A 23,647-nucleotide genomic window follows, 5' to 3' on the forward strand; every position below is an offset into this window, starting at 1 on the left:
GAATGGTCTTTTCGGGGCCGCTGCGGGATGCTCCGACACTACAATAAAATTTGAGGGCCTTGGAATTCGGGCGCCTCGATTGCGTCGCACATCTCTAGAATCGGTCCAGATTGCAGCTACTTAGGTCATTGGGTGAGGGCACCCCAGTCCAACCTAAACTTGGCGAGGTATTTCCGCAGGCGATCAGAATCATTGGTCGATGTGCGCTGTTCGCGTGAGGCGGCAAACAGGGTGCGTCCTGCGTCAGAAAGGCTGGCTGAGCGTCGGCACACGTCAACCACATATTCCAGCTGTACCCGGTCGAAAGGGTCGATCGCCCCCACGCGATCCTTTCCGAGCAAGTCGGTCAACAGGCTTGTCTCTGCCTTGTCGCCTGACCAGAGCTTTGCGAGGCGGCCGGTTTCGAAATCCACAGCCTCACGGTCGATCCTGCCGGTCGGGCAAAGTGTCGCCATGCGGGTTACGCTGGCGGCGAGGTCGCGGAAATTGCCTTGCCACCGTGCAGACTGGCTCTCGGCAAAAGCGAGATACCGGTCCCGCGCTTCCTTGTTGAAGGTAACACGCGTGCCTTCACGTTCGGCGAAACGCTCAAGTTCGTAATCAAGGTTGGGTTCAATATCTTCGCGTCGCTCGGCCAAACCGGGCAGAGCAAAAGTCCATAGGTTAAGTCGTGCGAATAGGTCTTCGCGGAAATTCCCGGCGGCGACTTCATCCATAAGATTGCGGTTGGTTCCGGCGATCAGCTGGAATTCGCTCTTTGCCTCGCTATCCGCGCCAACCGGAAGGAAGCGCCCCTCCTCGATCGCGCGCAGGATCATCGCCTGTTCGTCAAGCCCCAGTTCGCCAATTTCGTCGAGGAACAAAAGGCCCTTGTCAGCACTCTTGAGCAAGCCGGGCCGGTCCTGCACTGCACCCGTGAAGGCGCCTTTCTTGTGGCCGAAGAGGGCAGACATGGCGCTGTCGCCCTTCAGCGTCGCACAGTTGACCTCCACGAATGGCCCTTCGACCTGGTGGCGCAGTTTCTTGAGCTCGTAGACCTTGCGCGCGAGCTGGCTTTTGCCTGCGCCGGTCGGGCCCATAAGCAAAATCGGCGCGCGGCTGCGAACCGCGACCTGTTCAATCTCCTCGATCATGCGGTTGAAGGCTGCGTTGCGGGTCTCGATCCCGCTCTTGAGGAAGCTGGTGCTTTCCGCGCTCGCTTCGGCAAAGCGGCTGGCAATGGAATCGTAGCGGGAAAGGTCGAGATCGATCGAGGCCCAGGTGCCGATCGGCTGCGGGGCGCCCTTGTGCGGCTGTGTCTGCAAAAGCTTACCGGGCAGATAGCGCGCCTCTGTAAGCAGGAAGAGGCAGATCTGCGCCACGTGCGTGCCGGTAGTGATGTGGATCAGGTAGTCCTGCGTGTCCGGATCGAATTCGAACTCACGCGCGAAATCGAGCAGCTTTCCATAAACCTCCTCGAAGTCCCACGCGTCTTCGAAATCCATGACGTGGGGGACGACTTCGGTCTCGGGCGAAACATCCCGAATATCCTGCATGACGAATTCGGCGAGGCGTCGGTGATAGCTGCCGTGGATCAGCACAAACCGATCCACCCGGAGGTCCTCCTGCATGCAGATGCTTACCGTGGGCCGCCACTTGTTCCAGCGTGACGGACCAAACTTTGCGGCGTCGAGTGTTGAGCCAAGAAAACCAATGACAGTAATGGGCTTCATACCCGCTTTGATAAAATTTTATCATAAGCGATACAAGAGAATAGATTTCTCACAAACTTACGATGTACTGTTGAGAGGGCTGGGTCTCAAGAATCCTATATATTTCAGCACACTATACGAAATCCGGAGCGAGCGGCTCATAACTGGCACGCCTCATGCTCTATCCAAACCGTCGGGTAAGTCGAACACCCGGCGAGACGCGGGAAATGGGCGGCCGGAATGGGCCGGCCGCCCAAAGCCCGATGAAGTTTCATGATGGAGTTGGACTATGGCCAACAAGACGCTTTTTTCCTCGGCGCTGGCGAAGTTCCTGCCGCTTACGGACACGGTGAACCAGGCAGGCGGCAACGCCTATGCCTATGGCCCCGAAGCCCTGCTCGCGCAGCTTGCGGCGACCGGCACTTTGTCGGACGGTTTCTACGCCGATGCGCAGGACCAGCTTGCCAAGGCGCTCGAAGCTGCCTGGGCGGTGGACGCTGAATGGATCGCCAAGTGTGCGATCTATGCTCGCCAGTCGGGCGCGATGAAGGATATGCCGGCATTGCTGACCGCAGTGCTGTCGATGACCGATCCGGACCTGATGGTTCCGGTGTTCAAGCGCGTGATCGATAACGGCCGCATGCTGCGCAACTTTGTGCGGATAATGCGGTCGGGCCAGACCGGGCGGACTTCGCTTGGCTCGCGGCCGAAGCGGCTGGTGCGTAAATGGCTGGAAAATGCCTCGACCCGCCAGCTGATGCAGGCGGCGACTGGCAATGATCCGAGCTTGGCCGATATCGTGAAGATGGTTCACCCGGCTCCGGCTTCGGCAGAGCGGCGTGCCTTCTATGGCTGGCTGATCGGCAAGCCCTATGATGTAGCGGCGCTGCCGAAGGAGATCGCCGATTTCGAAGCATGGAAGGCGGACCGTTCGCGGCCCTTGCCCGATGTGCCCTTCGAATGGCTGACTGCCTTCGAGCTCACCGCGAAACAGTGGGCCGTGCTGGCCGAGCGTATCGGGTGGCAGGCGTTGCGGATGAACCTCAACACGCTGGCGCGCAAGGGAGTGTTCCAGATCGACGGAGTGACCGAGATGGTTGCTGCGCGGCTGGCCGATCCCGATGCCATCGCACGGGTCAAGCCGATGCCCTACCAGTTGATGACCGCATTGACTCAGGTCGGTGACGGCGTTCCACTGGCGGTGCAGGCTGCGCTTGAGAAAGCTCTGGACCTGTCGCTTGCGAAGGTCCCGGTGCTTGAAGGCAATGTCGTGGTGTGTCCGGACGTGTCGGGCTCGATGAGCTCGCCTGCGACCGGTTACCGCAAGGGCGCGACTTCGGTCGTGCGCTGCATCGACATCGCCGCGCTGGTTTCAGCCGCGATGTTGCGGAGCAATTCGCAGACCCGCGTGCTGCCGTTCGAGGTGGACGTGGTGAAGCTCAAGCTCGATCCCAAGGCCCGCGTGGCGGTGAATGCCGCCAAGCTGGCAGGGGTCGGCGGTGGCGGAACCAACGTCTCGGCCCCGCTTGCCTTGCTGAACCGCGAGAAGGCGATGGTCGATTGCGTAGTCATCGTCTCGGACAACGAGTCCTGGTTCGATGCGCCGCGTCCGTGGTCTTATGGCGATGCTTCGGCGACGATGAAGGAGTGGAACAAGCTGAAGGCCCGGAACCCGGGTGCTAAGCTGATCTGCATCGACATCCAGCCTTACGGCTCGACACAGGCGAAGGATCGCAAGGACATCATGAATGTCGGTGGTTTCACCGACGCGGTGTTCGACGCAATGGCGCGCTTCGCCAATGGCGATGCGAAGGATTGGGTCGAGATCGTCAACGAAGTGGAGGTTTGAAACATCAAAGGTCGCGGCGAATGCCGGGAAGGACTACATCCTGTCACGATGGTGGTCTCTGAAAAGGGGCGCCGGTCTTTCCCAAGCCTCGTCGCCGCGACCTTTGAATGGATTGATTTTGGAAAGGGCCGGGGCAAATGCCGGTGGGACTACATCTCCCACATGATAGGCCCGACGAGTAAAGCGCCCCATGGGAGCAATCCTGCGGGGAGATGTGGGTTCGAATCCCGCCGCTGGAACGTAGCTTAAGGGTCGATTGTCTCACCAACACTCGTTGCCCCGACCTTTTCCAAATTCACGGCGAATGCCGGAAGGACTACATCGAATAGTAATCGCCAGGTCGCGGGTTCGAATCCCGCCAGGTCCACCAACTATGGGCCTGTAGCTCAGCGGGTAGAGCAGGAACGTCTTTCCAAAACCTCGTCGCCGTGAACCTGAATACAAATCGCTGGCGGATGCCGGTGGGACTACATGGGTAGAGCGCCTTCGAAAGAAGGAGGTCGGCGGTCCGAATCCGCCCCCGGGCAACCGGAGTAGCTCAGTAAAACGTCTCATCAATCACTCGCCGTCGGCACCCTGCGCTCACGCAGCGAAGCGATAGAGCAGAATTACATCAGCGCTGGCGAATGCCGGTCGGGACTACATCGGTAACCAGGCGGTTCGAACCCGCCCCTGCATGGCAACATGCGGAGAAGTCTCGCCAAAACTTGTCGCCAGCACCTATGAAGACGCATGAGGAGGTCGCCATGACCCAGACGACGTATGAATATCAGGACGTGGAAGGCGGGTCGCCGATCAAGATGTGGACCCGCGGCGTTCCCGTTGACGACAAGGCGCGTGAGCAGCTGACCAAAGCGGCGAAGATGCCGTTCATCTTCAAGCATGTTGCGGCCATGCCCGACGTGCATGTGGGGATCGGCGCGACCGTCGGATCGGTGATCCCGACTAAAGGCGCGGTGATCCCGGCTGCGGTCGGCGTCGACATTGGCTGCGGCATGATGGCGGCACGGACTTCGCTGATGGCGAGCGACTTGCCGGACAACCTTGCCGGTATTCGCTCCGCGATCGAGGCGGCGGTGCCGCATGGCCGCGATGTCGGACGCGGCAAGCGCGACAAGGGTTCGTGGGGCGATCCGCCTCCGGCCGTTGTCGATGCCTGGGCAAAGCTTGCCCAGCGCTTCGGACAGATCGTCGCCAAGTATCCGCGGCTCAAGAACACGAACAACCTCGTGCATCTGGGGACGCTGGGAACCGGCAACCACTTCATCGAGCTGTGCCTCGATACCGAGCAGCGGGTGTGGGTCATGCTCCACTCGGGCTCGCGCGGGGTGGGCAACGCGATCGGCACGTTCTTCATCGAGCTGGCCAAGCAAGACATGCGCAAGTGGCATATCAACCTGCCTGACCAGGACCTCGCCTATTTCCCGGAAGGGACCGACCATTTCGACGATTATGTCGAAGCGGTCGAATGGGCGCAGGACTTTGCGGCGCTCAACCGGCGCGTGATGATGACGCATGTGCTCGATGCACTGCGGAGCCAGATCGCCAAGCCGTTCGATGCCGAGTGCGAAGCGGTGAACTGCCATCACAACTATGTGACGCGGGAAAACCACTTCGGCGAAAACGTGCTCGTCACCCGCAAGGGGGCGGTGCGCGCGGCCAAGGGCACGATGGGCATCATCCCCGGATCGATGGGGGCGAAGAGCTTTATCGTGCGCGGGCTAGGCAATGCCGAGAGCTTTGACAGCTGCTCGCACGGTGCAGGGCGCGTTATGTCCCGAACTCAGGCGAAGAAGCTGGTGACGCTCGACGAGCATATCGCCGATACCGCCGGTGTCGAATGCCGCAAGGACGAGGGCGTGATCGATGAAACGCCCAAGGCTTACAAGCCGATCGAAGCCGTGATGGCCGCGCAGGCCGACCTGGTGGAGATCGTCCATACCTTGAAACAGGTGGTGTGCGTGAAGGGGTAACACCCTTCACGCCGCCATTGGGAGGCCTTCATGCGAGACTGGGTGAACGAATGGCACCAGGAAGGTCGCATCTTTATCTGGCGCTACGCTGAGCCGAACCGCTCTTGGCGGGGCTGGCATTTCACTGGTGATCAGACGGGCTGCAGGTCGCTCCGAAATTTGCTTGATCGAATGCGAGGCGGCGAACCTTGCTATCGGACTCTGGATTTGGATCCTGTGACGGACGCGATACTCGGCGTCCCAAATTACGGGCACAAAACCAAAGGCAAGTTCGACAAACTGCGGATCGAGTTTGATCCCGACGCGCCAGATCTGATCCTTGAGCCTGATGGCCAGAAGCTCACGATGATTGTGGGCGATGCGCGCCTACGGTTTTTGACCGCTGCGTTGGCAGACGTCGAAATTGGGCGCGGCGATTTTGGAATAAGGACATCCGATAACCGTAAATTTGATCCTTGGATGTTCTGGTGGATGCCGAATTAAAGAAGTAGAGCAATTTATGTCGAAGGAAATCAGCATCGCCATCGCGCCCGAAGTGCGCGCCGATATCGCAGTCCGTCTCGCCCGTGTGGCGAGCGAGGACGGCGTGCGCCTGCTGATGGCGGTGGAATCCGGTTCGCGCGCATGGGGCTTTCCATCGCCTGACAGCGATTACGACGTGCGCTTTCTCTACATACGGCCTCGCCGTGAATATCTCGCGCTGAGGCCAGTCCGCGATGTGGTCGAGAGGCCCATTGTCGATGAAATCGATCTGAACGGCTGGGATATTCGTAAGGCGCTGGGCCTTATGCTGAAGCACAATGCGGTGCTGTCGGAGTGGATCGAAAGCCCGATCCGCTACATTGCTGACGATCCGGTGGTGGACCGGCTGGCTGACCTCGCCAGTCGCCACTTCAACCCTCGCGGCTATGCCTTGCACTACGCCAGTCTTGGCAGGAGCTCAGCAGATCGCTGGCTCGGCTCAGACGGTGAGATCGCCGTGAAGCGCTATTTCTATGCGCTGCGACCGGCGCTGTCCGTACGTGCGCTGCGCCTCGATCCGTCGAGGCGCCCGCCGATGAGCATGGTGCCGCTGATGCAGGCAGCTGACTTGGATCGGGTCCTGGTGGATCAGGTCGATGAACTGATCGCTCGAAAGGCGAAAACCAACGAAGCGGGAAACACCATCAGGCTGCCCGATATCGAACGGTTGGTAGCAGATGAGCTCTCACGCGCTGGCGAAGTGCCAGAGCGCACCGATAACACGAACTTTGCGGAAGAGGCCGAAGCGCTTTTCCTTGAATTGGTAGAAAAAGAATGATCACGATCGACGGCTCCGAGGGTGAGGGTGGCGGACAGGTGTTGCGGTATTCCGCAGCCCTTTCGCTGCTGACCGGCGAGCCCTTCACCATCCAGAACATCCGCGGGGGCAGGGCTAAGCCCGGCCTGATGCGCCAGCATGTCACCGCGCTGGAAGCGGCCTGCACCATCGGCGGAGCGGAATGCTCCGGGCTGACTGTTGGTGCGAGCGAGCTAATCTTTCGGCCCGGCAGCGTTACGCCCGGCGAATACCATTTTGCCGTCGGCACTGCCGGTTCGACCGGGCTGGTACTGCAGACCGTGCTGGTGCCGTTGATGCTGGCCGATGCGCCTTCAAAACTGGTGATCGAGGGCGGTACCCACGCGATGGCCGCGCCGCCTTTTGAGTTCCTCCAAAAGACGCTGCTCCCGGTGCTGGAGCGGATGGGGCCACAGATTTCCATCACGCTCGAGCGTCACGGCTTCTACCCGCGCGGCGGCGGGCGCATTGTCGTGGACATCGATCCAGCGCCAATGCGCCCGATCGAATGCGTGACGCGCGGCGAGTTCAAGACTGGCAAGGTAGAAGCGCTGGTCGCCGGGATCCCGTTCGACATCGCTGATCGCGAACTGAAGGCGGCGCGCAAGGTGCTGGCCGATTGGCCCGACGAAGCCTTCGCGCCCGTGCAACTCCCGGCTGAGAATGGCCCCGGGAATGCCCTGCTAATGGTAGCCGAATTCGAACATGTCACCGAAGTCATGTCTGGCTTCGGCAAGCTCGGCGTACCTGCTGAACGCCTGGCAAAGACTGCGGCCAAGCGGATGGCGGGCTATCTGGCGTCGCAGGCCTTTGCCGGGCCGTACCTGCAGGACCAGTTGCTGCTGCCGTTCGCAATGGCTGGCCGTGGAGCGTTCACCACAGTCAAGCTCAGTGAGCACACCCGCACCGCTATGAACCTGATCGAACGATTTTCGGGGAGGGGTTTTCGCTTCGCGGAAACCGCTGACGGGGCACATCTCGCAGAGGTTCGCTGACCGGCGGCAATTGGGCCGAAACTGCAATTTGGGCTGCTGGGCGATGCGCTTGGTTTTTCTATTCCTTCGGGTTGTAGCGCCTTACCAGGCCCCCATCTTAAAGAGCCGACCCCTGTCCCCTTCATCATGTAACACAATAATGACCTCGGTCTCATCGAACACGCGATCTTCGTTCTCCCGAGGGGGCAGGTCGGAATCGATCAACGTTATGATCGATTGGATGCCCAGAGCGGTGTAGCGCCGGATAACGGCGAGCAGATTCTCCTTCTTTCTGTCGTCGAGTGATTCGAATACTCCGTCATGGAAAGCGAAGCGCGGGAAGGCTTCGTCCAGATGCGCTCGCAACAAGGCAAGATCGAATGCGATACATAGCAGTTTTTTATAGCTGAAACCGCGATCAGCGCTGGTCGCGTTGCCAGCGTCGTCGAGTAGTTCTGCGCGGAAATCGAGATGCCCGTACTGATTGACTACAACGCTGAGCAGCGCTTTCTGATCAATCACGTCCTCCACGATCTCGTTGAAGAACAGGCGGATGCGGGAGAACAGGCTTTCGTCATCAGCATTCTTCGTCTCGACGTCTGCTTCAATCGCCGCTTGCAGATGCATCTTCTCCTCGGAAAGTGTCCGAATGTCGGTTCGCAGTTGCTGGAGCCGGTGCACAAACTCGCGCTGCCGCGCGAGACTTTCGATATCAGCGCGCAGTGTTACCAACTCGCCGGAAAGGTGCTTGTACTTTGCAAACGAGTCGGTGCTGCTCAGAAAAGCAAGCATCTCCGAGCGCCGCTTTCCGAGCGTGTTCAGCTCAGTATTGATCGTCTTTAACTCGGCGTCGATCTCCGCCCGCTCTTCGACCAGGTAGCCGCGCCTCTCATCCGTTATCGCCTTGTTGAAGGAAATAAGCTGCTGGAAATCACGCTTGATCTGTCCCGAGAACAGGACCCCGGCTTCGCGGAACAGTTCGCTCGCATCCTCGGGATTAAAAAGGATCTGATCCTCTTCGAGCGAAGCGATAATCTTTTTCCTGTTCTGGGTTAGCGAATAGCGTCGTTGGTTGAGAGCAGCGATGCGCGCGTCCACTTGGTCGACAAGCTGCTTTGTGTCAGCTTTGTCCTGGCTCCGAAAATCAAAGGCGTCGAGAAGCTCTTGTTTCCTGGCGACTTCCTGTCGTTTAAGGAGCAAGAGGCCGTCAATCTTGCCGGCGTCTTCGATCTCGCCACCCAGTTCCTGACGGATGGTCGTCGCCTTCTGCTCAGCCTCCTTGAGCTCGTTCTCCTTCTCATAGTGCTGGGTTATCAATTCAGCATCGAACCCCAGTATGTGAGCGAGGAATGGCTTCCAATCGGCGTGCAAGTTAGCGAACTTCCGAAGCTGGAAGACATTTCGGAAGTCTTCCTGCGAGCGCAGGAAATACCCAAGTCCTTTGCGATAATGCCAAGGCTTTAGCGCGCGCCAGTCCAGCAGGCTGTCCAGAAGTTCCTTTGCCCTCGCAAATGGAACATCGACGTGGTCCCATTCGAGATCAGGCAGAGTCGAGAAATCCTGATGACGTGCAGCGTGTTTCTTAAACGCGATTTTTGACGCCTCGGCGACGCTTCGGCGGACGGTAACGTAGCTTCTATCGAGAAGCTCGATCTCAAGAAAGAACACAAACTCTTCGAAGCGGTCGAGGTGCTTGAAGAGAAAAAACTTGGCATCTCGCCCAGCCAGGAAACCGAAATCGAGCAAGCGGCCAAGCGTAGTTTTGCCTAGATTATGCGTATCCCGATCGCGGTTCTCGGGCAGCCGGATTTCCGCGAGAACCACGTTCAGTTCGGGCTCGAATTCGATAGCCACAAATTCGGCGGGCCGGTTGGAATATAGCTTAGACGGCTTCATTCGGCCCCACATATTCGATCGCATCGGTCTTGGGGTGGTATTCGATCAGACCGAGCAGATAGAGAAAGTTGAGTGAAGGTAGAAATAGGACTTCTCCTCCGGCTACGGCCTTTCGGACGAAGTCAAGAAGAGTTTGGTAGTCACAGATCCGCTGAGCACGCAAACGCGAAAGCAATAAAATGGCGACGTTCACAACCGTGCGGTCTGGATGGGCGTGCTTGCTAGGCTTCAGCATCTTCGACCTCCCCAATGTCGCAATTCCAATACATGTAAAACAATACGGCCCGTGTCAGGCGCTTGTGCTGCTTCTGACGCAGAATTGGATCGCGCTGGAACAGGAGGTCGAGCAGATACTCCATGACGGCGTCGAAGTTCTGGAAATCCTTTCGCTTGGAGATGATCTTCATCTGAAGCTCCTCTGCAGTAGCCTCGTAGGACTTCAGGATTTCCAGATTTTCGGGGGCAGCCAGAAACGTTCGTATCTGCGTTGTGTCCTTCAGATAGCGTCTCCGAAGGGCTGCTGCATACTCGTTCGTCATGTTGTTGAGAGAGTTCTTCGCCTCGTACGACGTCCGATTTGCCGGCGGCGCATCGAGGACGGCAGACAAATCGACTTCGTGGTTTGCGATCGCTTGCACAACGATGGCCAACTCATCCGGCGATACAATGAGTGGTGAGTCGATGGGATCGAGATCCGCAAGGATAGGCACTTCGAGGAACTGCTTCATGAAGAGTTCCAGCTGCTCCAGGCCGCAAAGGTAGATCGAGTCTTCCGGTAGCCCGCATTCTTGAGCAATGTGCTGGGTAATATTCTGGTCGGCGTTGCCGGCAAGTCTTCGGTTCGCAAATAGCATGTAGTGATCGAGCTGGTTGTCTTTCCTCAGCTTCCTAATCCGAGGCACCTCCTTACCAATCACCGTATCTTTAGAATTGGCACTGTAGAAGTCGGTCTCGCCGAAATGACGATTGTAGCCATTAGTGTGCTTGGCTTGGACGATCACCGTCCCTGACCAAGGAGCCGCTGTGCTCGGGTGTAGCTCCGCTGTCCCAACGAATTTGGCATCTCGGCCTCCATCCGGACCCTTGGCAAAACCTTTCACTGAAAGGCCGAGCAGTCGCTGACAAAGCAGCACGATCAGCTTTTCGAATTGATCCTCGCTGAGATCTTCGTACGCAAATTTCAAAGCTTTTCTCGGCGGTTAGATCAATAATCTGTGGATGCTCTCTTCCGGCAATGATCGTGTTAGCATGATTGTCTGGAGACGGAATAGGGACATTCAGGCTTGCTTTGAATTGGATGTTCGAGAACCCGACCGCGCCCGCAACCGCCAAGAATTGCCGCGCAAAATGATCCTCAGCATTCATTGCGCCCGCCATACCTTAAAATCTGGGCGTGATAGAGATTGAACAGCTTGCCGAATTTTTTGTCTTCTGCACCCGCTCCTTGCAGCGATCCAACGCCTCGCGATTTTCGTTTAGAATGCGCTGCGCCTGCACCAGCTCTTCCCACGCTTCGGGATTCTGAGACCGGACCAAGCGGATGCCAGCTTCAAGGATCGTCGGTTCGCCCACGGCCTTGCGAGCCAAACTTTCGGGCCAATGCCAGTTTTCGGGCATGGCGCGAGCGATGGTGCCGGGCAGGATCGACCATAGCAGGATGCCGACGGCCAACCCGACGCCTGCAAAGCAACAGGTCGCTGGCATCGTGCAGCATATTGAGCGAGGCGCGCTTGATCTGAACCGCGATGTCTTCCGGCGTCAGCTCAATGGCAGGCTTGTCGCCAATTGCGGCCAACGTCCTGGAGACGCGTTCCAGCTGATCGGCCATCTGGCCGAGTGTCGCCGTGTAGTCCGGGATTACGATGTCGGCTCGCTCTCTGGCCATGTTCTGGACCGTATGGCGCACCATTGCCATTTCCCCTTCGAGACGGGCGAATGCTTCCGTTGCCGGATCGGCTTCTGTCACGACCTCCGGTTTTGGTACCAACGCTGGCGGTTCCTCGACTTCGAGGTCCAGTTGCACTTCTTCGATGTGGTCGTCTTCCATGTCGGTTCTCCTAAATGCCCATGTCGAAGGCGCGGGTGCGCTCGCGGGTGAGGGTTGCGGTGAGTTCATTGGCGATGCTGCGTTCGGGCTTTGGATCGACGCCGAGTTCGCGCGCCTTGCTGCGCAGCAGGCCTTCAACCTGCGGATCGCGTTCAAGCCCTTCGCCAGCTCGGTCAGTTTGGCCGACACGCGGGCAGCGCCTGCGCGGTCGCCCTGTTGCTCAAGCTGATTGCGCGCCGTGCTGAGTCCTTGCCAGTCACTGACAAAGCGTTCAGTTCGCAACGCCGGATCGGTGCGCACGGCGGCCTCGTGCTGCATGGCGCGCATGGCCTCCTGGCTGCGCCCGCCAACGGCTTCTGCAATCAGCTCAGGACGCCGCTCCAGCGCTTTGTCGAGATCGGTGACGGCATGGGGGCGGATCGCTTCGAGCGCCTTTCCTGCCTTCTCCAAGGCGTCCTTCTGGTGCGGGAGAATTGGCAAGCCCTGGGCCTTCATTGTGCCGATGTCGCCAAGCGCACGGGCGTAGCGCTCGACCGCGCGGCGCTGGTCGTTCTGTGTGTTCGACTGGACCGGGATTGGTTGGAGCTTACGGCCCTGCGGACGGAAGTTTCCGAAGATCGATTTCGCCTTTTCCGGCACCTGCCGGACCAACTCCACGATACGCTCGCGGAAACGCCACGTCGGCACGACGTATAAGCGCGCCCTCTCATGATAAAATCCTGCTCGGGACTAAGCAGTATCACACTGTCCCGGCGACCTTACTGCATTGGATTACAAGCACGATTATCATGGCTCCATCACACCAACGATGGAGATACCCCATGCGCAAACCCCGCGATTTTGATTCGGAACTGAAGGCTCTCGCCGACAAGGCAAAGCAGTTGAAGGAGCGCCGCGTACGCGACCTCGGCGCACTCGTCGCGGCAACCGGTGCCGACGCGCTCGATGCCGATGTCCTGGCAGGCGCGCTGCTCGATGCTGCCGCCAACACCGACAAGGCAACCGGGGAGGGCTGGCGCAAGCGCGGCGCGGCCTTCTTTCAGGGCAAACAACGCAACACTTCGGGCGGACCTCGCCAGCAGCCGGAAGGCACTCTCCCGCTCGATGGCGGCGCGGCATCGGCTTGAGGGGGCAAAGGCACGAACAGACATGCGCGAATGGCAGGTCAAACGCCGCGAACGGACCCGGCAACTGATCGAGCTGGGCGGCCTCGTCGCCAAGGCCAAACTGGTCGAGCTGACCGACGATGATCGGGCCGCGCTCTACGGCGCGTTCCTCACCGTTGCAACCAAGCTTCGCGGTATTGACGGAGCGCAGGCGCTGGTGCTGTTCAGGCGCAGGGGCAAGCGGGCGTTTGAGGCCGAACAGGACGAAGCAGTCTCCAAATAGATTTGCATCGCCAAACGAGTTGATTTGTCCCGGAGATTCTTATAACGGGTCGCGTCAGCCAAGCCCGGCGTGTTTCTGAAAATGGAAAGGAGCAAATCATGCGAGCAGTGATCGTTCGTCTCACAACCGATTTCCCGATCCATAATATTCAGGAACATATTGCATGGGCAATTTCCTGTCGGGCGGACAAGCACGCCTGATTGTCGTTCGCAGCGGATTGAACGCTGCGCATTTCACCATTCCGGGCCTTTTGCATGCGCAGTGCAAGGTGACCTCCATTGCTATGGAGGGCCGCCATGCGTTCTGACATGTTCAAGGTCATCGTCGAGCGACCGCGCTGGGGCGCAAGCCATGCGTCGTCGCCAAAACTAAAGAGGACCAAAGATCGCACGCTGAAGCACATCGGGCACAAGCGCCACGCCTTCGAAAGCGCGCCCTACACAAAATCGCTCAATGAGAACCTTGCTCCATTGGTTCGCTTCCTGCGCAGCCGGAGGGGGCAGCCGTGGGACAGCGTTTTCAGCGAGATTTGCGAGCGCCTCGATACGGGGAGCACAGTCAAGATGCACGTTCGCGAGCACCTTGAAGATTTCGTTCTCACCCGGATCTCAATCGGACGGCACGGCGAGTGGATGTTCGAAGGAGAGGTTCTCGGCGCCCACGGCATGTGGTTCAGGCGCCGCGAATTCTTCGTCGATCCGGATGATGGCATTCTCAAGGACTATGCTTTGCTAGCCAAGCGACTGCCGGCAGCAAATCGCAAGTCAGCGGGAGGGCGAGCATGAACGAGCAAAATTCGCTTACGCTGATCGCGCGCGAACCCGCCCGCTTCGATCCTGTGGCACTTGATCAACTCGAAACTACTTCCCGTCTTGAAGGGATGGATCGTGTTGTCGGATTGCCCGATCTCCACGCGGGCAACGGGATCGCCGTGGGCGCTGCTTTCTGGTCTCAGAAGCGCATCTGGCCGCATCTTGTCGGGAGCGATATCGGCTGCGGCATGGCTCTCTGGGAGACCAGCCTGGCTGTGCGAAAGTTCCGGGTCGGCAAGGTCGAGCGCAAGCTGCACGGTCTTGATGAGCCTTGGGATGGACCGGCGGAACATGCACTGGCCAAAGCGGGATTGCCGCCTGAACTTGCCAGCCCAGCTCTCGGCACCATTGGTGGCGGAAACCACTTTGTTGAATTCCAGCGCATCGAGGAGGTCGTCGCGCCCGATCGATTTGCCGAGCTTGGCTTAAAGGATGACCGCGTCCTGATGATGGTTCACAGCGGTTCGCGTGGGCTGGGACAGGCTATCCTGCAAGAGCAAATGGCCAGGCATGGAACGGAGGGTCTCCATGACGGCGCTCCGGACGCTGACGCCTATTTGCAGCGGCACAATCAGGCCGTGGCATGGGCGGTCGTGAATCGAGCTGTGATCGCCAACCGGTTTCTTGACGCCCTCGGCATGTCTGGCAATTGCCTGCTCGACATCGTGCATAACAGCGTCACTCGGCATCGCGAGGGCTGGTTGCACCGAAAGGGGGCTGCACCGGCGGATTGCGGCTTGGTCGTGATACCAGGGTCACGGGGAGACTTCAGCTATCTGGTTGAGCCCGTGCCCGATCGTGCCGATGATGCCTTATACTCGCTTGCGCATGGGGCGGGCCGCAAATGGAGCCGTAAGGATGCCCATGCCCGCCTCTCCCGCAGATATCGCGTGGCCGACATGCTGCGTACCAAACTGTCCAGCCATGTGATCTGCGAGGACCGCCGCCTGATCTTTGAAGAAGCTCCGGAAGCCTACAAGGATATCGCCGGTGTCATTGCCGATCTGGAGGCCGCTGGCCTGGTTCGGGTGATTGCCTGCCTTCGCCCCCTGCTCAGCTACAAGACGAGGGCGTCATGACAGAAGCGATATTGCATCTGACCTCCGGGAAAGGGCCTGCTGAATGCCGTTGGGTGGTTGCTCGCCTAGCCGAGGCTTTTGCCGACGAAGCTGCAAGGATCGGTGTGACTTGTGAGGTGCTTGATGCTCAAGATGAGCTTGCAGCTTCGCTGCTGATGCGTGTTTCAGGTGATGGGGCGCTCGCCTTTGTGAGGGAGCGGACGGGAACGATCCTCTGGATCGGCGAAAGTCCTTTTCGCCCCAGGCACAAGCGCCGTAACTGGTTTGTCGGCGTTTCGCTCGCGCCTATACCAGATGACGTGCCAGACTTGCGCGATAGCGACATTGACTTTCAGGCGATGCGAGCAAGCGGTCCTGGAGGACAGCACGTCAACAAGACTGACAGCGCTGTACGCGCGACACACCGGCCAACTGGCTTGGTTGCAACCGCGCAGGAGCAGCGATCACAGCACGCAAACCGCAAACTGGCAAAACTGAAATTGGCCATGCTGTTGGAAGATCGTCGTTCAGGCGCAAGTGACGATGTGCGACACGAGCGGTGGTCACTTCACCAGCAACTGGAGCGCGGAAACCCGGCGCGCACGTACACTGGTCCGAAGTTCAAGCTGAGGAAGGGCGGGTAGTGGCAGGTTTCCAATTGCACTTATGAACTGGGTTGCCGGACTGGTTTACGAATTGCCGTGATGACCAAGCCTAACTTGGTGTTTGGGCGACTTCGTAAACCAGCGGCGTTTCGAGTCGTGCGCAAAATCGAGCAACGCTGGCGCGGAATTCCGCCACTGCCGTCGCATTTCTTCGCACGTCGGTCGCAGAATCGGGCCGAACGAAAAAATTTTCAAAACCGTGGGCGGCGGAGCGGGTTGTCCGCAAAAGTCTCTACCCGTCCATAGTCGGTTCAAATCGCGCAAATCGTTGAAGAATTGCCCGAATTCCAACTGAACCACGCCCTTGCGCCATTCGCAAAAGTTCTCATTATGTTCCGGAGAGGGGCTGCCGATACCATAGAGAGAATGCCCCATGTCGAATACCGAACGCATTATCCGCCTCAAGACCGTGCTCGACCGGACCGGACTTTCCCGCTCCACCATTTATCGCAAGATCGCCGAAGGCACGTTCCCGTCGCAAGTGAAGATCAGCATCCACGGCGCGGGCTGGCACGAGTCAGCAATCAACCGCTGGATCGCCGATCCCGCCCACTATCGTGAAGAGGAGCCGGCAGAATGAGCGACCATCAACCTGTCGAGCCGATTTGCATTAGGGTAAATGACGCTGCCCGTATGATCGGCATCGGGCGCACGAAGCTCTATGAACTGATCTCCAGCGGTGAACTCGAAACGGTGAAGATCGGCAAGGCAACGCGCGTTACCACTGCCAGCTTGCACGAATTGGTGAGGCGGTGGCGTGACGAAAGGTGAATTCGTGCGCTTCTCTTGAGCCATTCATCTCATTGCAGGCCGCATCGGAATGGTGCATCCAAATAGATCTGATGGCACCTCCTTCGAAATATGAGCGGATGGAAATCCGGAAAGCGATAGGGAATCGTAGCGTTCCGGGCGCTGATAACGGTGAACGATTGAGCGGGCCTGACTATCTCGTCGCACACGCGTGTTTTGGATGTCGTAAATCTTGGAAGCTTTCCGACGAGAGCGCAGCAATCTGTCCACAGTGCGGAAATTCTGCGCATTGGATGGGGCGAGCGTTCAAGGCTCCCAGGAGGTCCGACGAGGAGCAATGGACTAAGGTTGAGATGCTGTGGCGAGCTGGTTTTCGGTTCTTACCCAACACCGGCTGGCGTGCAGCCGAACCTTATCCGGAGCGATTGAGAGAGGTAGCTAAGTTTATCGCTGACAATCCGAAGCACCCATTTCGGTTCGAGACCTAGGGAATGAAAACGGCCTTTGATTTGCCTAATAGCGAGCTTGACGAACAAGAGCGCAAATTCCTCGAAGAAATCGGCGAGCATGGTTGGTTCAACACACGCGTTTTCGACCCGGAGCGCGAGGAGCCCGACTTTTCCTACTCGACGGGCATATTCTCAAGTACCGGTTTCCCGGAAATTGTCGTATTTTCACTGCCCAAACAGGTTTCCCATGACATCCTATGGGACATCTATCGTGACGTATCAGGTGGGAAGGCGTTTCCAGCTTCCACCAAGATCGAAGGCATATTCGGCAATCATGATGCCGTTTTTCTGCCGGTCTCTAGAAATAAATACCGCGACTACCTCGGCTGGAGTCGGTGGTTTTATGACGGTGATGAATTTCCCTGCCTTCAACTGATTTGGCCCGACCCCAACGGGAGATTCCCGTGGGAATCGGATTTTGAAACGAAATTCAAATCTGACCAACCCGACCTGACGAAAAGCGGCTGGACCGATTTGAGGATTCGGCCCTAAAGTTAGTTGGGTAGTTCGCCTGAAGAAAGAATTGGCCTTCACGCGCTGCTCTCATCGACGGCGCGCGGGCTATCGAGATAATCTGCCCAAACCGCCATCAGCTCGCGCCGCTTCTCGAAGAAGTCGGTGCGGCGATAGGCGGCTTCGACCTGGTTGCTCAGCTTGTGGGCCAAGGCCTTGTCTGCCACTTCCTTCGGAAAGTCGGTCTTCTCCGCCGCCCAATCGGTGAAAGCGGAGCGGAAGCCATGGACGGTTGCGCCCTTGATCCCGGCATCGCGCAACAGCTTGGTCATTGTCATGTCGCTAATGGGCTTCTCGCCATTGTTCGAGAAGACAAGGCCATCATCGCTCGTGCGCAGTTTCCAGCGTCGCCGCAGAATGGAAACTGCCGCTTGGGAGAGCGGCACGACATGCGTTTCCTTCGCCTTCATGCGCTCACCGGGAATGGTCCAGACCGCCTTGTCGAGGTCGATCTCGGTCCAGACGGCCTTGCGCGTCTCGCTCGAGCGCACGGCGTTGTAGATCGTAAAACGCAGGGCATCGCGGCCTGTTGTGGGTGATGCGGTCGCCAGCTCCTTCATGAACGCCGGAATCTCTGCATAGGGCATGGCCTTGAAGTGCTCGACCTTGTCGGTCTGGCGCGGCAATCCCTTGCGGACTGAGCGCAGCGCGGCCTCTTCTTCCCGCCATCCCCTGATATGCGCGAAGTCGAGCACGGCACCGATGCGCTGGAGAATCTTGCGAGCAGTGTCGGGGATTTCGAGCCAGATGGGCGTGAGCACCTCGACGACGTGGGTGCTGTCCACCTGATCGACGGGCTTCCTGCCGATCAGCGGGAAGACATGGTTCTCCATGCTGGAGATCCAGTTACGATAGTTCTGGTTCTTCCAGCCGTCCTTCAACGCCTCGTAGCATTCGCGCGCCGCCGTTTCGAAGCTGGGCACAACCTTGCGCGACTTTCGCCGTTCGGCAACCGGATCGATTCCTGCGCGGACCTGGCGGCGCAATGCGGCTGCGGCGTCTCGCGCCTCAGTCAGCGTCACATCGAGCGCCGACCCCAATCCATAGTCGCGTCGCCTGCCGTTGTGCTGCATCCGCAAGACCCAGCTGCGGGAGCCGCTCTCCTTCACGAAAAGACACAAGCCACGGCCATCAACGTAGCGACCGGGCTTGGCGTTTTTCACCTTCAATGCTGTCAGCGCCATAGGTTATACACACCATAAAATTGTTCCAACTTTCGACCCCACATGGTGATCGAAATGCAGGCAAACGGGGGCGATCAACCGTGAACACGGTAGACAACAAATCCCTGATTTTACAGAGTAGTTAGGGACGTCCCGACACTTCCTGCGACAGAAGTTTTAGCAATGTCGGGTGCGCCATTTCATCGGCATTTGGAAGACCTCCAGTCTACGCCGATCCGCGACCTTCGAGCTTAAGTAGAGATTTTGCGGTAGTAGCCCGCCCCATGGGCGATCTGCCGAGTCCCAAAAGGGCAATCAGGGCATCGGGGATGCCCTCACACCATAAAGCTTTCACCGCAGCCGCATGCGCCCTTGGCATTGGGATTTTCGAACACGAAGCCGGCTGTAAAATCGTCTTCGACCCAGTCCATCGTGCTGCCAATGAGATAAAGCACGCTGGCCCCGTCGATGTAGAACACGCCGCCGGGCGTTTCGATCTTCTCGTCGAACTTGGCTTCCTCGGTGACGTAATCGACCGAATAGGCAAGGCCCGAACAGCCGCGACGCGGGGTCGACAGCTTGACGCCGATCGCGTCGGCGGGCGCCTTGGCCATAAGATCGGCGACGCGCTGTTCGGCGGCGGGCGTCAGGATGACGGCAGCCTTGGGGGCGGGACGGGTCTTGGTGTCGCTCATCACAGCATCCCCAGTTCGAGACGTGCCTCGTCGGTCATCTTGTCGGGACCCCAAGGCGGGTCCCAGACGAGATTGACTTCCGCATCGCGAACACCCGGTACGCTGGCGGCGCGCAATTCGACCTCGCCAGGCATGGTTTCGGCGACCGGGCAATGCGGTGTAGTCAGCGTCATGGTGACGGTCACGTCGCTCTCATCGTCCACCTCGACGCCATAGATCAGACCGAGATCGTAGATATTCACCGGAATTTCCGGATCGTAGATTTCCTTGAGCGCGGCGACCACCGCTTCATACAAGTCGCCGCCGGGCGCACCGGCGGGCACGTTCTCGGGCTTTTTCTGGAGAAAGCCTTCGAGATAGTCGCGTTTGCGCTCCATGGTTTCGCGCGGGCTCTCCTCCGGATCGACGGCGTCCTCGACCCGCGCGCGCGGCGGCTTGTCCACGACGGTATCCGCCGGGGACGGCGCTGCAATGAAGTCCTTGTCCTGATCGTCGTTCATCCGAAGATCCTCTGGGTCCTTTCGATACCGCGCAGCAGCGCAGCGATGTCGCTTTCGTCGGAATAGAGCCCGAAGCTCGCCCGGGCGGTGGCGGGAACGCCGAGGTGGTGCATCAGCGGCTGCGCGCAGTGGTGGCCCGCACGGATCGCAACATTCTCTTCATCCAATATGGTGCCGAGATCGTGCGGATGAACCCCCTGAAGCGCGAAACTGACGATGCCCGCGCTTACCTCCGGCCCGAACAATGTGACCGAGTTCATGGAACGCAGTTCGTCGCGGAGCTGTTTCGCCAGCGCGCTTTCATGCGCGAACAGGCGGTCCGGGCCGAGCGCATCGACATAATCGATGGCCGCATGCAGCGCGATCGCCTCGGTAATCATCGGCGTGCCCGCCTCGAAGCGCTGCGGCGGCGGGGCGTAGGTGGTTTTCTCGAAGGTCACGCGATCGATCATCGCACCGCCGCCCTGCCAGGGGGGCATGGCATCGAGGATATCCTCGCGTGCCCACAACACGCCGATGCCGGTGGGTCCATAGGTCTTATGGCCCGAGAAAGCATAGAAATCGCAATCGAGCGCCGCCATGTCGAGCGCCATGCGCGGCGCGGCCTGGCAGCCGTCGAGCAGGATCTTCGCGCCGACCGAATGCGCCAGATCGGCGGCTTCACGCGCATCGAGCACGCTGCCCAGAACGTTCGAGACATGCGCCAGGGAAACCAGCCTGGTGCGCGGCGTCAGCAGTGCCTCGAGCGCGCCCAGATCGATCCGGTGGTCTTCGGTGAGCGGGCAGACGTCGATCTGCGCGCCGGTACGCTCGGCCACCATCTGCCAGGGCACGATGTTCGAATGATGCTCCAGCGTGGAAAGGACAATCCGGTCGCCCTCTCCGATATTGGCCATGCCCCAACTGGACGCGACGAGATTGATCGCCTCGGTTGCGCCGCGCACGAAAACGATTTCGTTCTCGCTCCTGGCACCCATGAACTCGGCCACGCGGCGGCGCGCGGATTCGTAGCCGAGCGTCATCTGCGCGCTGCGCGAATAAACCCCGCGATGAACCGTGGCATAGTCCTTGCCGAGTGCACGGGACATGGCGTCGATCACGGCTTGCGGCTTCTGGGCCGAAGCCGCCGTGTCGAGATAATGCCACGGCTGCCCATCGGCAGTCAGCAGGCCGGGGAAGTCCGCTTTCCGGGTCAAGGTCGCCGCTTCGCTCATAGCGCCCTGTCCACCTTGTCGAGCGCAATGCCCATCATCGACTCGCGCGTCTCGTCGTCGTCGAGCGAGACCAGCGCATCGCCGAGGAAGGCCTGCACCAGCAGACGGCGGGCAAGGTCGGGCGAAAGGCCGCGTGCCGCCATGTAGAACCGCGCGGTCTCGTCCAATTGGCCGACACTGGCGCCATGCGCGCACTTCACGTCGTCGGCGAAGATTTCGAGCTGCGGCACGGCATTCACGCTCGCGCCCTTTTCAAGCAGCAACCCCTTGAAGTCCTGCGCCGCATCGGTCTTCTGCGCATGGCGTACGACATCGATATTGCCGAGGAAATTGCCCGTGCCGTGGCCCCAGTGAACCGCACGAACCGTCTGATTGCTGGTGCCCTCCGGTTCGGCATGGATCGTGCGGGTGACGATCTCGCGCACCGTCTCGCGGCCACCCACGGTAATACCGCCAAGTTCGAAATGCGCGCCATTGCCGAGGGTCACCTCGATCTCCAGCCGCGCGAATTCGGCCGAGGAGAGCACGGCGAAAATCTCGCAGCGCGCGCCCTCGCCGACACTCACACGCCAGCGGTGCAGTTCGGTGGGCTTCGTATCCGCCGCATCGGCGATAAGGAGCGTTTCGCGGAAGGTCTCGCCCGCCGCGATATCGATCAGGCGCCAGTCGTCCAGCGCCTCGCCCTGCAACCGCTCGACCGCGGAATAACGCCAGGCCTCTTCGCGCCTTGTGGGAAGTTCGGCTGTTTCAGGCATCCGCCATCACCGCATCATACCCTTCACTTTCAAGCTCGATTGCCAGTTCGGGGCCGCCGGTACGTACGATCCGGCCCTGCGACAGGATCGAGACCTTGTCGGGCTTCACCACTTCGAGCAGGCGCTGATAGTGCGTGATCAGCAGCACACCCTTGGCCGGGTCGCGCATGATCGCATTGATCCCTTCGCCCACGACGCGCAGTGCGTCGATGTCGAGGCCGCTATCGGTCTCGTCGAGCACGGCGAATTTCGGATCGAGAATGCCCATCTGGACCATCTCGGCGCGCTTCTTCTCGCCGCCCGAAAAGCCGACATTGACGTGCCGCTTGAGCATTTCCGGATCGAGCTTGAGCAAGCCCGCCTTGTCCTTGGCAAGCTTGAGAAATTCACCGCCGGTCAGCGCTTCTTGCCCACGCGCCTTGCGCTGCGAGTTGAGCGCCTCGCGCAGGAATTGCAGGTTCGACACGCCGGGAATCTCCACGGGATACTGGAAGCCGAGGAACAGGCCGGCCGCCGCGCGTTCGTGCGGTTCGAGATCGAGCAGGTCCTGCCCGTTGAACTCGACCGAACCCTGCGTAACCTCGTAGCCGGGCCGTCCGCCCAATACATAGGACAGCGTCGACTTGCCGGCGCCATTGGGACCCATGATCGCATGGACCTCGCCCGCAGGCACTTCGAGCGTGAGCCCGTTCAGAATTGTCTTGCCGTCGATTTCGGCATGGAGATTGTCGATTTTCAGCATGATGCGATTTCCAGATTGTCGTCGCCCCGGACCTGATCCGGGGCCGGTGCTGTCTTGAGCGCAGCGCCAGAAAGAGAAGCACTATCCCGGATCAAGTCCGGGATGACGGGAGAGGGGTGTGAGCGCGTCATCGGCGGTCTCTCGGCCCGCCGGTCGGGCGACCTCGCCGCGGGGTCGCGCCGTATTTTGACTGGTGTTCGCGGCGCGCGGTCTGCTTGTCGCGGTAGCGCGCGTTCATGGCGGCGAAGATCGGCTTCATCGCCTCCTCGACATCTTCGAGGATGGTCGCGGCGGGCACCCGGAACACTTCGACGCCGACGCTGGCCAGGCTCTTGTCCCGGCGCTTGGCGAGGGTGTCGTTTTGATCTTCTTCGTCGATTGCGATGGCAAGGCCGAGCGGGTGAGAGACGAAGTCGAGGATCGCCGAGCCGACCACGGTGTGCCGGGTGAACTTGTACTTGCCGAAATCTTCCTTGGCGAAGCGCGCCGCGAGTGTCTTGTGCGCGGGTGTCGCATGGCGCCGCAGATAGCGCGCCCGCTCATGGATCGCATCGAGCCGCTTTTCCGAAATCTCCCAGCCGCGGCCCTTCTTCTTGATCGCGGGGGTGTCGTCGGCGGTTTCGCTGGGATCGCGAAGCTGGAGGGTCTTGCGGTCGGTCATCGAGTAACACCAAGCCGCTCACGAGCACATTTTTTGCCTATCTTTTCAGCCCTATCAGCGGCAGCAATGTCCGCCCGGACTTCACGGATTTGTCGCTTCGTCATCGGTAAGATGCGATTGATTTGGCGATAATCTTCATCCCCGCTTCGAATAGCGGCCCTAACTTTAGGAAGATTCCGCGTGAATTGATCGTGCACTCTCCGCCAAAGCTGGATGAATTCATCCTCGCCCGCGTGAGCGACCCCCAGCCTGACAGCCAGCGCGAATTGTTCTTCGTGATAACTTATGCGCTCATCAATGGCGGCGAGCTCATCCATCATTTTGTCGATTTTTCGACAGACCTTTTCGGGACTCGTTCCAAACATCACCCCACACTCCCCTCAAGCGAAATCCCCATTTCGTCACCCTGAACTTGCTTCAGGGTCCATTTCTCCATTCGCGCCGAAGCAAATTTGAGCGCGATGGATGCTGAA

28 protein-coding genes are annotated in these 23,647 nt (G+C 59.4%); 14 read left to right on the plus strand and 14 right to left on the minus strand.

The features are described from left to right. Positions 1–125: 125 nt before the first annotated feature. On the minus strand, positions 126–1,712 hold the full coding sequence (rtcR, locus tag DVR09_RS02365) for an RNA repair transcriptional activator RtcR (RefSeq protein ID WP_115415514.1): 1,587 nt from the start codon (positions 1,710–1,712) through the stop codon (positions 126–128). 268 nt (positions 1,713–1,980) lie between these two features. On the opposite strand from rtcR, the gene DVR09_RS02370 reads away from it, so the two are divergent. The 5 genes from DVR09_RS02370 (at position 1,981) to rtcA (ending at position 7,826) form a co-directional block, all read left to right on the plus strand. Then, complete coding sequence (locus DVR09_RS02370) at positions 1,981–3,540, plus strand: vWA domain-containing protein (RefSeq protein ID WP_115415515.1); 1,560 nt, start codon at positions 1,981–1,983, stop codon at positions 3,538–3,540. 746 nt (positions 3,541–4,286) lie between these two features. Further along, the gene (locus DVR09_RS02375) at positions 4,287–5,513 is read left to right on the plus strand and encodes an RtcB family protein (RefSeq protein ID WP_115417739.1); all 1,227 of its coding nucleotides are present in this window, start codon (positions 4,287–4,289) and stop codon (positions 5,511–5,513) included. 30 nt (positions 5,514–5,543) lie between these two features. Beyond that, the gene (locus tag DVR09_RS02380; RefSeq protein WP_162814824.1) at positions 5,544–5,996 is read left to right on the plus strand and encodes a hypothetical protein; all 453 of its coding nucleotides are present in this window, start codon (positions 5,544–5,546) and stop codon (positions 5,994–5,996) included. Then, complete coding sequence (locus DVR09_RS02385) at positions 5,962–6,813, plus strand: nucleotidyltransferase domain-containing protein (protein ID WP_162814825.1); 852 nt, start codon at positions 5,962–5,964, stop codon at positions 6,811–6,813. The genes DVR09_RS02380 and DVR09_RS02385 overlap by 35 nt, the downstream gene beginning before the upstream one ends. Further along, positions 6,810–7,826, plus strand: a complete 1,017-nt coding sequence (rtcA, locus tag DVR09_RS02390; protein ID WP_115415518.1) for an RNA 3'-terminal phosphate cyclase — start codon at positions 6,810–6,812, stop codon at positions 7,824–7,826. Before DVR09_RS02385 ends, rtcA begins: the two co-directional genes overlap by 4 nt. 81 nt (positions 7,827–7,907) lie before the next feature. Here the strand turns inward: rtcA and DVR09_RS02395 are convergent, their stop codons facing one another. The 5 genes from DVR09_RS02395 to DVR09_RS17445 form a co-directional block, all read right to left on the minus strand. Then, positions 7,908–9,659 (minus strand): DUF2326 domain-containing protein, encoded by a 1,752-nt coding sequence (locus tag DVR09_RS02395; protein WP_234041523.1) that lies wholly within the window; start codon positions 9,657–9,659, stop codon positions 7,908–7,910. A gap of 28 nt (positions 9,660–9,687) precedes the next feature. Continuing rightward, positions 9,688–9,936, minus strand: a complete 249-nt coding sequence (locus tag DVR09_RS02400; protein WP_115415520.1) for an ABC-three component system middle component 8 — start codon at positions 9,934–9,936, stop codon at positions 9,688–9,690. Continuing rightward, entirely contained in the window at positions 9,923–10,885 is a 963-nt protein-coding gene (locus DVR09_RS02405; protein WP_115415521.1) for an ABC-three component system protein, read from the minus strand. The genes DVR09_RS02400 and DVR09_RS02405 overlap by 14 nt, the downstream gene beginning before the upstream one ends. Before the next feature lie 196 nt (positions 10,886–11,081). Next, on the minus strand, positions 11,082–11,360 hold the full coding sequence (locus DVR09_RS17875; RefSeq protein ID WP_369692565.1) for a DUF6118 family protein: 279 nt from the start codon (positions 11,358–11,360) through the stop codon (positions 11,082–11,084). Continuing rightward, the gene (locus tag DVR09_RS17445; protein ID WP_199798585.1) at positions 11,251–12,243 is read right to left on the minus strand and encodes a hypothetical protein; all 993 of its coding nucleotides are present in this window, start codon (positions 12,241–12,243) and stop codon (positions 11,251–11,253) included. Before DVR09_RS17445 ends, DVR09_RS17875 begins: the two co-directional genes overlap by 110 nt. Positions 12,244–12,569: 326 nt before the next feature. On the opposite strand from DVR09_RS17445, the gene DVR09_RS02420 reads away from it, so the two are divergent. The 9 genes from DVR09_RS02420 (at position 12,570) to DVR09_RS02455 (ending at position 17,423) form a co-directional block, all read left to right on the plus strand. After that, positions 12,570–12,875 carry a conjugal transfer protein TraD gene (locus DVR09_RS02420; RefSeq protein ID WP_115415522.1) on the plus strand — a complete coding sequence of 102 codons (306 nt, stop codon included), beginning with the start codon at positions 12,570–12,572 and terminating at the stop codon, positions 12,873–12,875. 22 nt (positions 12,876–12,897) lie between these two features. Then, positions 12,898–13,137, plus strand: a complete 240-nt coding sequence (locus tag DVR09_RS02425) for a conjugal transfer protein TraD (RefSeq protein WP_115415523.1) — start codon at positions 12,898–12,900, stop codon at positions 13,135–13,137. A gap of 163 nt (positions 13,138–13,300) precedes the next feature. Continuing rightward, on the plus strand, positions 13,301–13,444 hold the full coding sequence (locus tag DVR09_RS17055) for a hypothetical protein (protein ID WP_162814826.1): 144 nt from the start codon (positions 13,301–13,303) through the stop codon (positions 13,442–13,444). 1 nt (position 13,445) lies between these two features. Next, on the plus strand, positions 13,446–13,922 hold the full coding sequence (locus tag DVR09_RS02430; protein WP_199798586.1) for a hypothetical protein: 477 nt from the start codon (positions 13,446–13,448) through the stop codon (positions 13,920–13,922). Beyond that, positions 13,919–15,028, plus strand: a complete 1,110-nt coding sequence (locus DVR09_RS02435) for an RNA ligase RtcB family protein (protein ID WP_115415525.1) — start codon at positions 13,919–13,921, stop codon at positions 15,026–15,028. The genes DVR09_RS02430 and DVR09_RS02435 overlap by 4 nt, the downstream gene beginning before the upstream one ends. Further along, complete coding sequence (gene prfH, locus DVR09_RS02440) at positions 15,025–15,651, plus strand: peptide chain release factor H (protein ID WP_115415526.1); 627 nt, start codon at positions 15,025–15,027, stop codon at positions 15,649–15,651. The genes DVR09_RS02435 and prfH overlap by 4 nt, the downstream gene beginning before the upstream one ends. Before the next feature lie 394 nt (positions 15,652–16,045). Further along, entirely contained in the window at positions 16,046–16,252 is a 207-nt protein-coding gene (locus DVR09_RS02445; RefSeq protein ID WP_009802104.1) for a helix-turn-helix transcriptional regulator, read from the plus strand. Beyond that, positions 16,249–16,443 carry a helix-turn-helix domain-containing protein gene (locus tag DVR09_RS02450; protein ID WP_115415527.1) on the plus strand — a complete coding sequence of 65 codons (195 nt, stop codon included), beginning with the start codon at positions 16,249–16,251 and terminating at the stop codon, positions 16,441–16,443. The genes DVR09_RS02445 and DVR09_RS02450 overlap by 4 nt, the downstream gene beginning before the upstream one ends. A gap of 470 nt (positions 16,444–16,913) precedes the next feature. Next, positions 16,914–17,423, plus strand: a complete 510-nt coding sequence (locus DVR09_RS02455; protein ID WP_115415528.1) for a DUF4262 domain-containing protein — start codon at positions 16,914–16,916, stop codon at positions 17,421–17,423. Between the two features lie 38 nt (positions 17,424–17,461). Here DVR09_RS02455 and DVR09_RS02460 read toward each other — a convergent pair whose 3' ends face one another. The 8 genes from DVR09_RS02460 to DVR09_RS02495 form a co-directional block, all read right to left on the minus strand. Further along, a complete protein-coding gene (locus DVR09_RS02460) occupies positions 17,462–18,628 on the minus strand; it encodes a tyrosine-type recombinase/integrase (protein WP_115415529.1) in 1,167 nt (388 codons plus the stop codon). Positions 18,629–18,942: 314 nt separating this feature from the next. After that, positions 18,943–19,302, minus strand: coding sequence for a HesB/IscA family protein (locus DVR09_RS02465; RefSeq protein WP_115415530.1), 360 nt, complete (start codon positions 19,300–19,302; stop codon positions 18,943–18,945). Next, entirely contained in the window at positions 19,302–19,802 is a 501-nt protein-coding gene (locus DVR09_RS02470; RefSeq protein ID WP_115415531.1) for an SUF system Fe-S cluster assembly protein, read from the minus strand. Before DVR09_RS02470 ends, DVR09_RS02465 begins: the two co-directional genes overlap by 1 nt. Beyond that, positions 19,799–21,016: a cysteine desulfurase gene (locus tag DVR09_RS02475; RefSeq protein ID WP_115415532.1), complete on the minus strand. Its 1,218-nt coding sequence runs from the start codon at positions 21,014–21,016 to the stop codon at positions 19,799–19,801. The genes DVR09_RS02470 and DVR09_RS02475 overlap by 4 nt, the downstream gene beginning before the upstream one ends. After that, positions 21,013–21,771: a SufD family Fe-S cluster assembly protein gene (locus DVR09_RS02480; protein WP_115415533.1), complete on the minus strand. Its 759-nt coding sequence runs from the start codon at positions 21,769–21,771 to the stop codon at positions 21,013–21,015. Before DVR09_RS02480 ends, DVR09_RS02475 begins: the two co-directional genes overlap by 4 nt. Continuing rightward, on the minus strand, positions 21,764–22,513 hold the full coding sequence (sufC, locus tag DVR09_RS02485; RefSeq protein WP_115415534.1) for a Fe-S cluster assembly ATPase SufC: 750 nt from the start codon (positions 22,511–22,513) through the stop codon (positions 21,764–21,766). The genes DVR09_RS02480 and sufC overlap by 8 nt, the downstream gene beginning before the upstream one ends. Positions 22,514–22,640: 127 nt before the next feature. Continuing rightward, positions 22,641–23,174 carry a DUF559 domain-containing protein gene (locus DVR09_RS02490; RefSeq protein WP_115415535.1) on the minus strand — a complete coding sequence of 178 codons (534 nt, stop codon included), beginning with the start codon at positions 23,172–23,174 and terminating at the stop codon, positions 22,641–22,643. After that, complete coding sequence (locus DVR09_RS02495) at positions 23,171–23,539, minus strand: hypothetical protein (protein ID WP_234041524.1); 369 nt, start codon at positions 23,537–23,539, stop codon at positions 23,171–23,173. The genes DVR09_RS02490 and DVR09_RS02495 overlap by 4 nt, the downstream gene beginning before the upstream one ends. Positions 23,540–23,647: the final 108 nt, after the last annotated feature.

Origin of the sequence: Erythrobacter aureus, from assembly GCF_003355455.1 — a bacterium.
GTDB lineage: Bacteria > Pseudomonadota > Alphaproteobacteria > Sphingomonadales > Sphingomonadaceae > Qipengyuania > Qipengyuania aurea.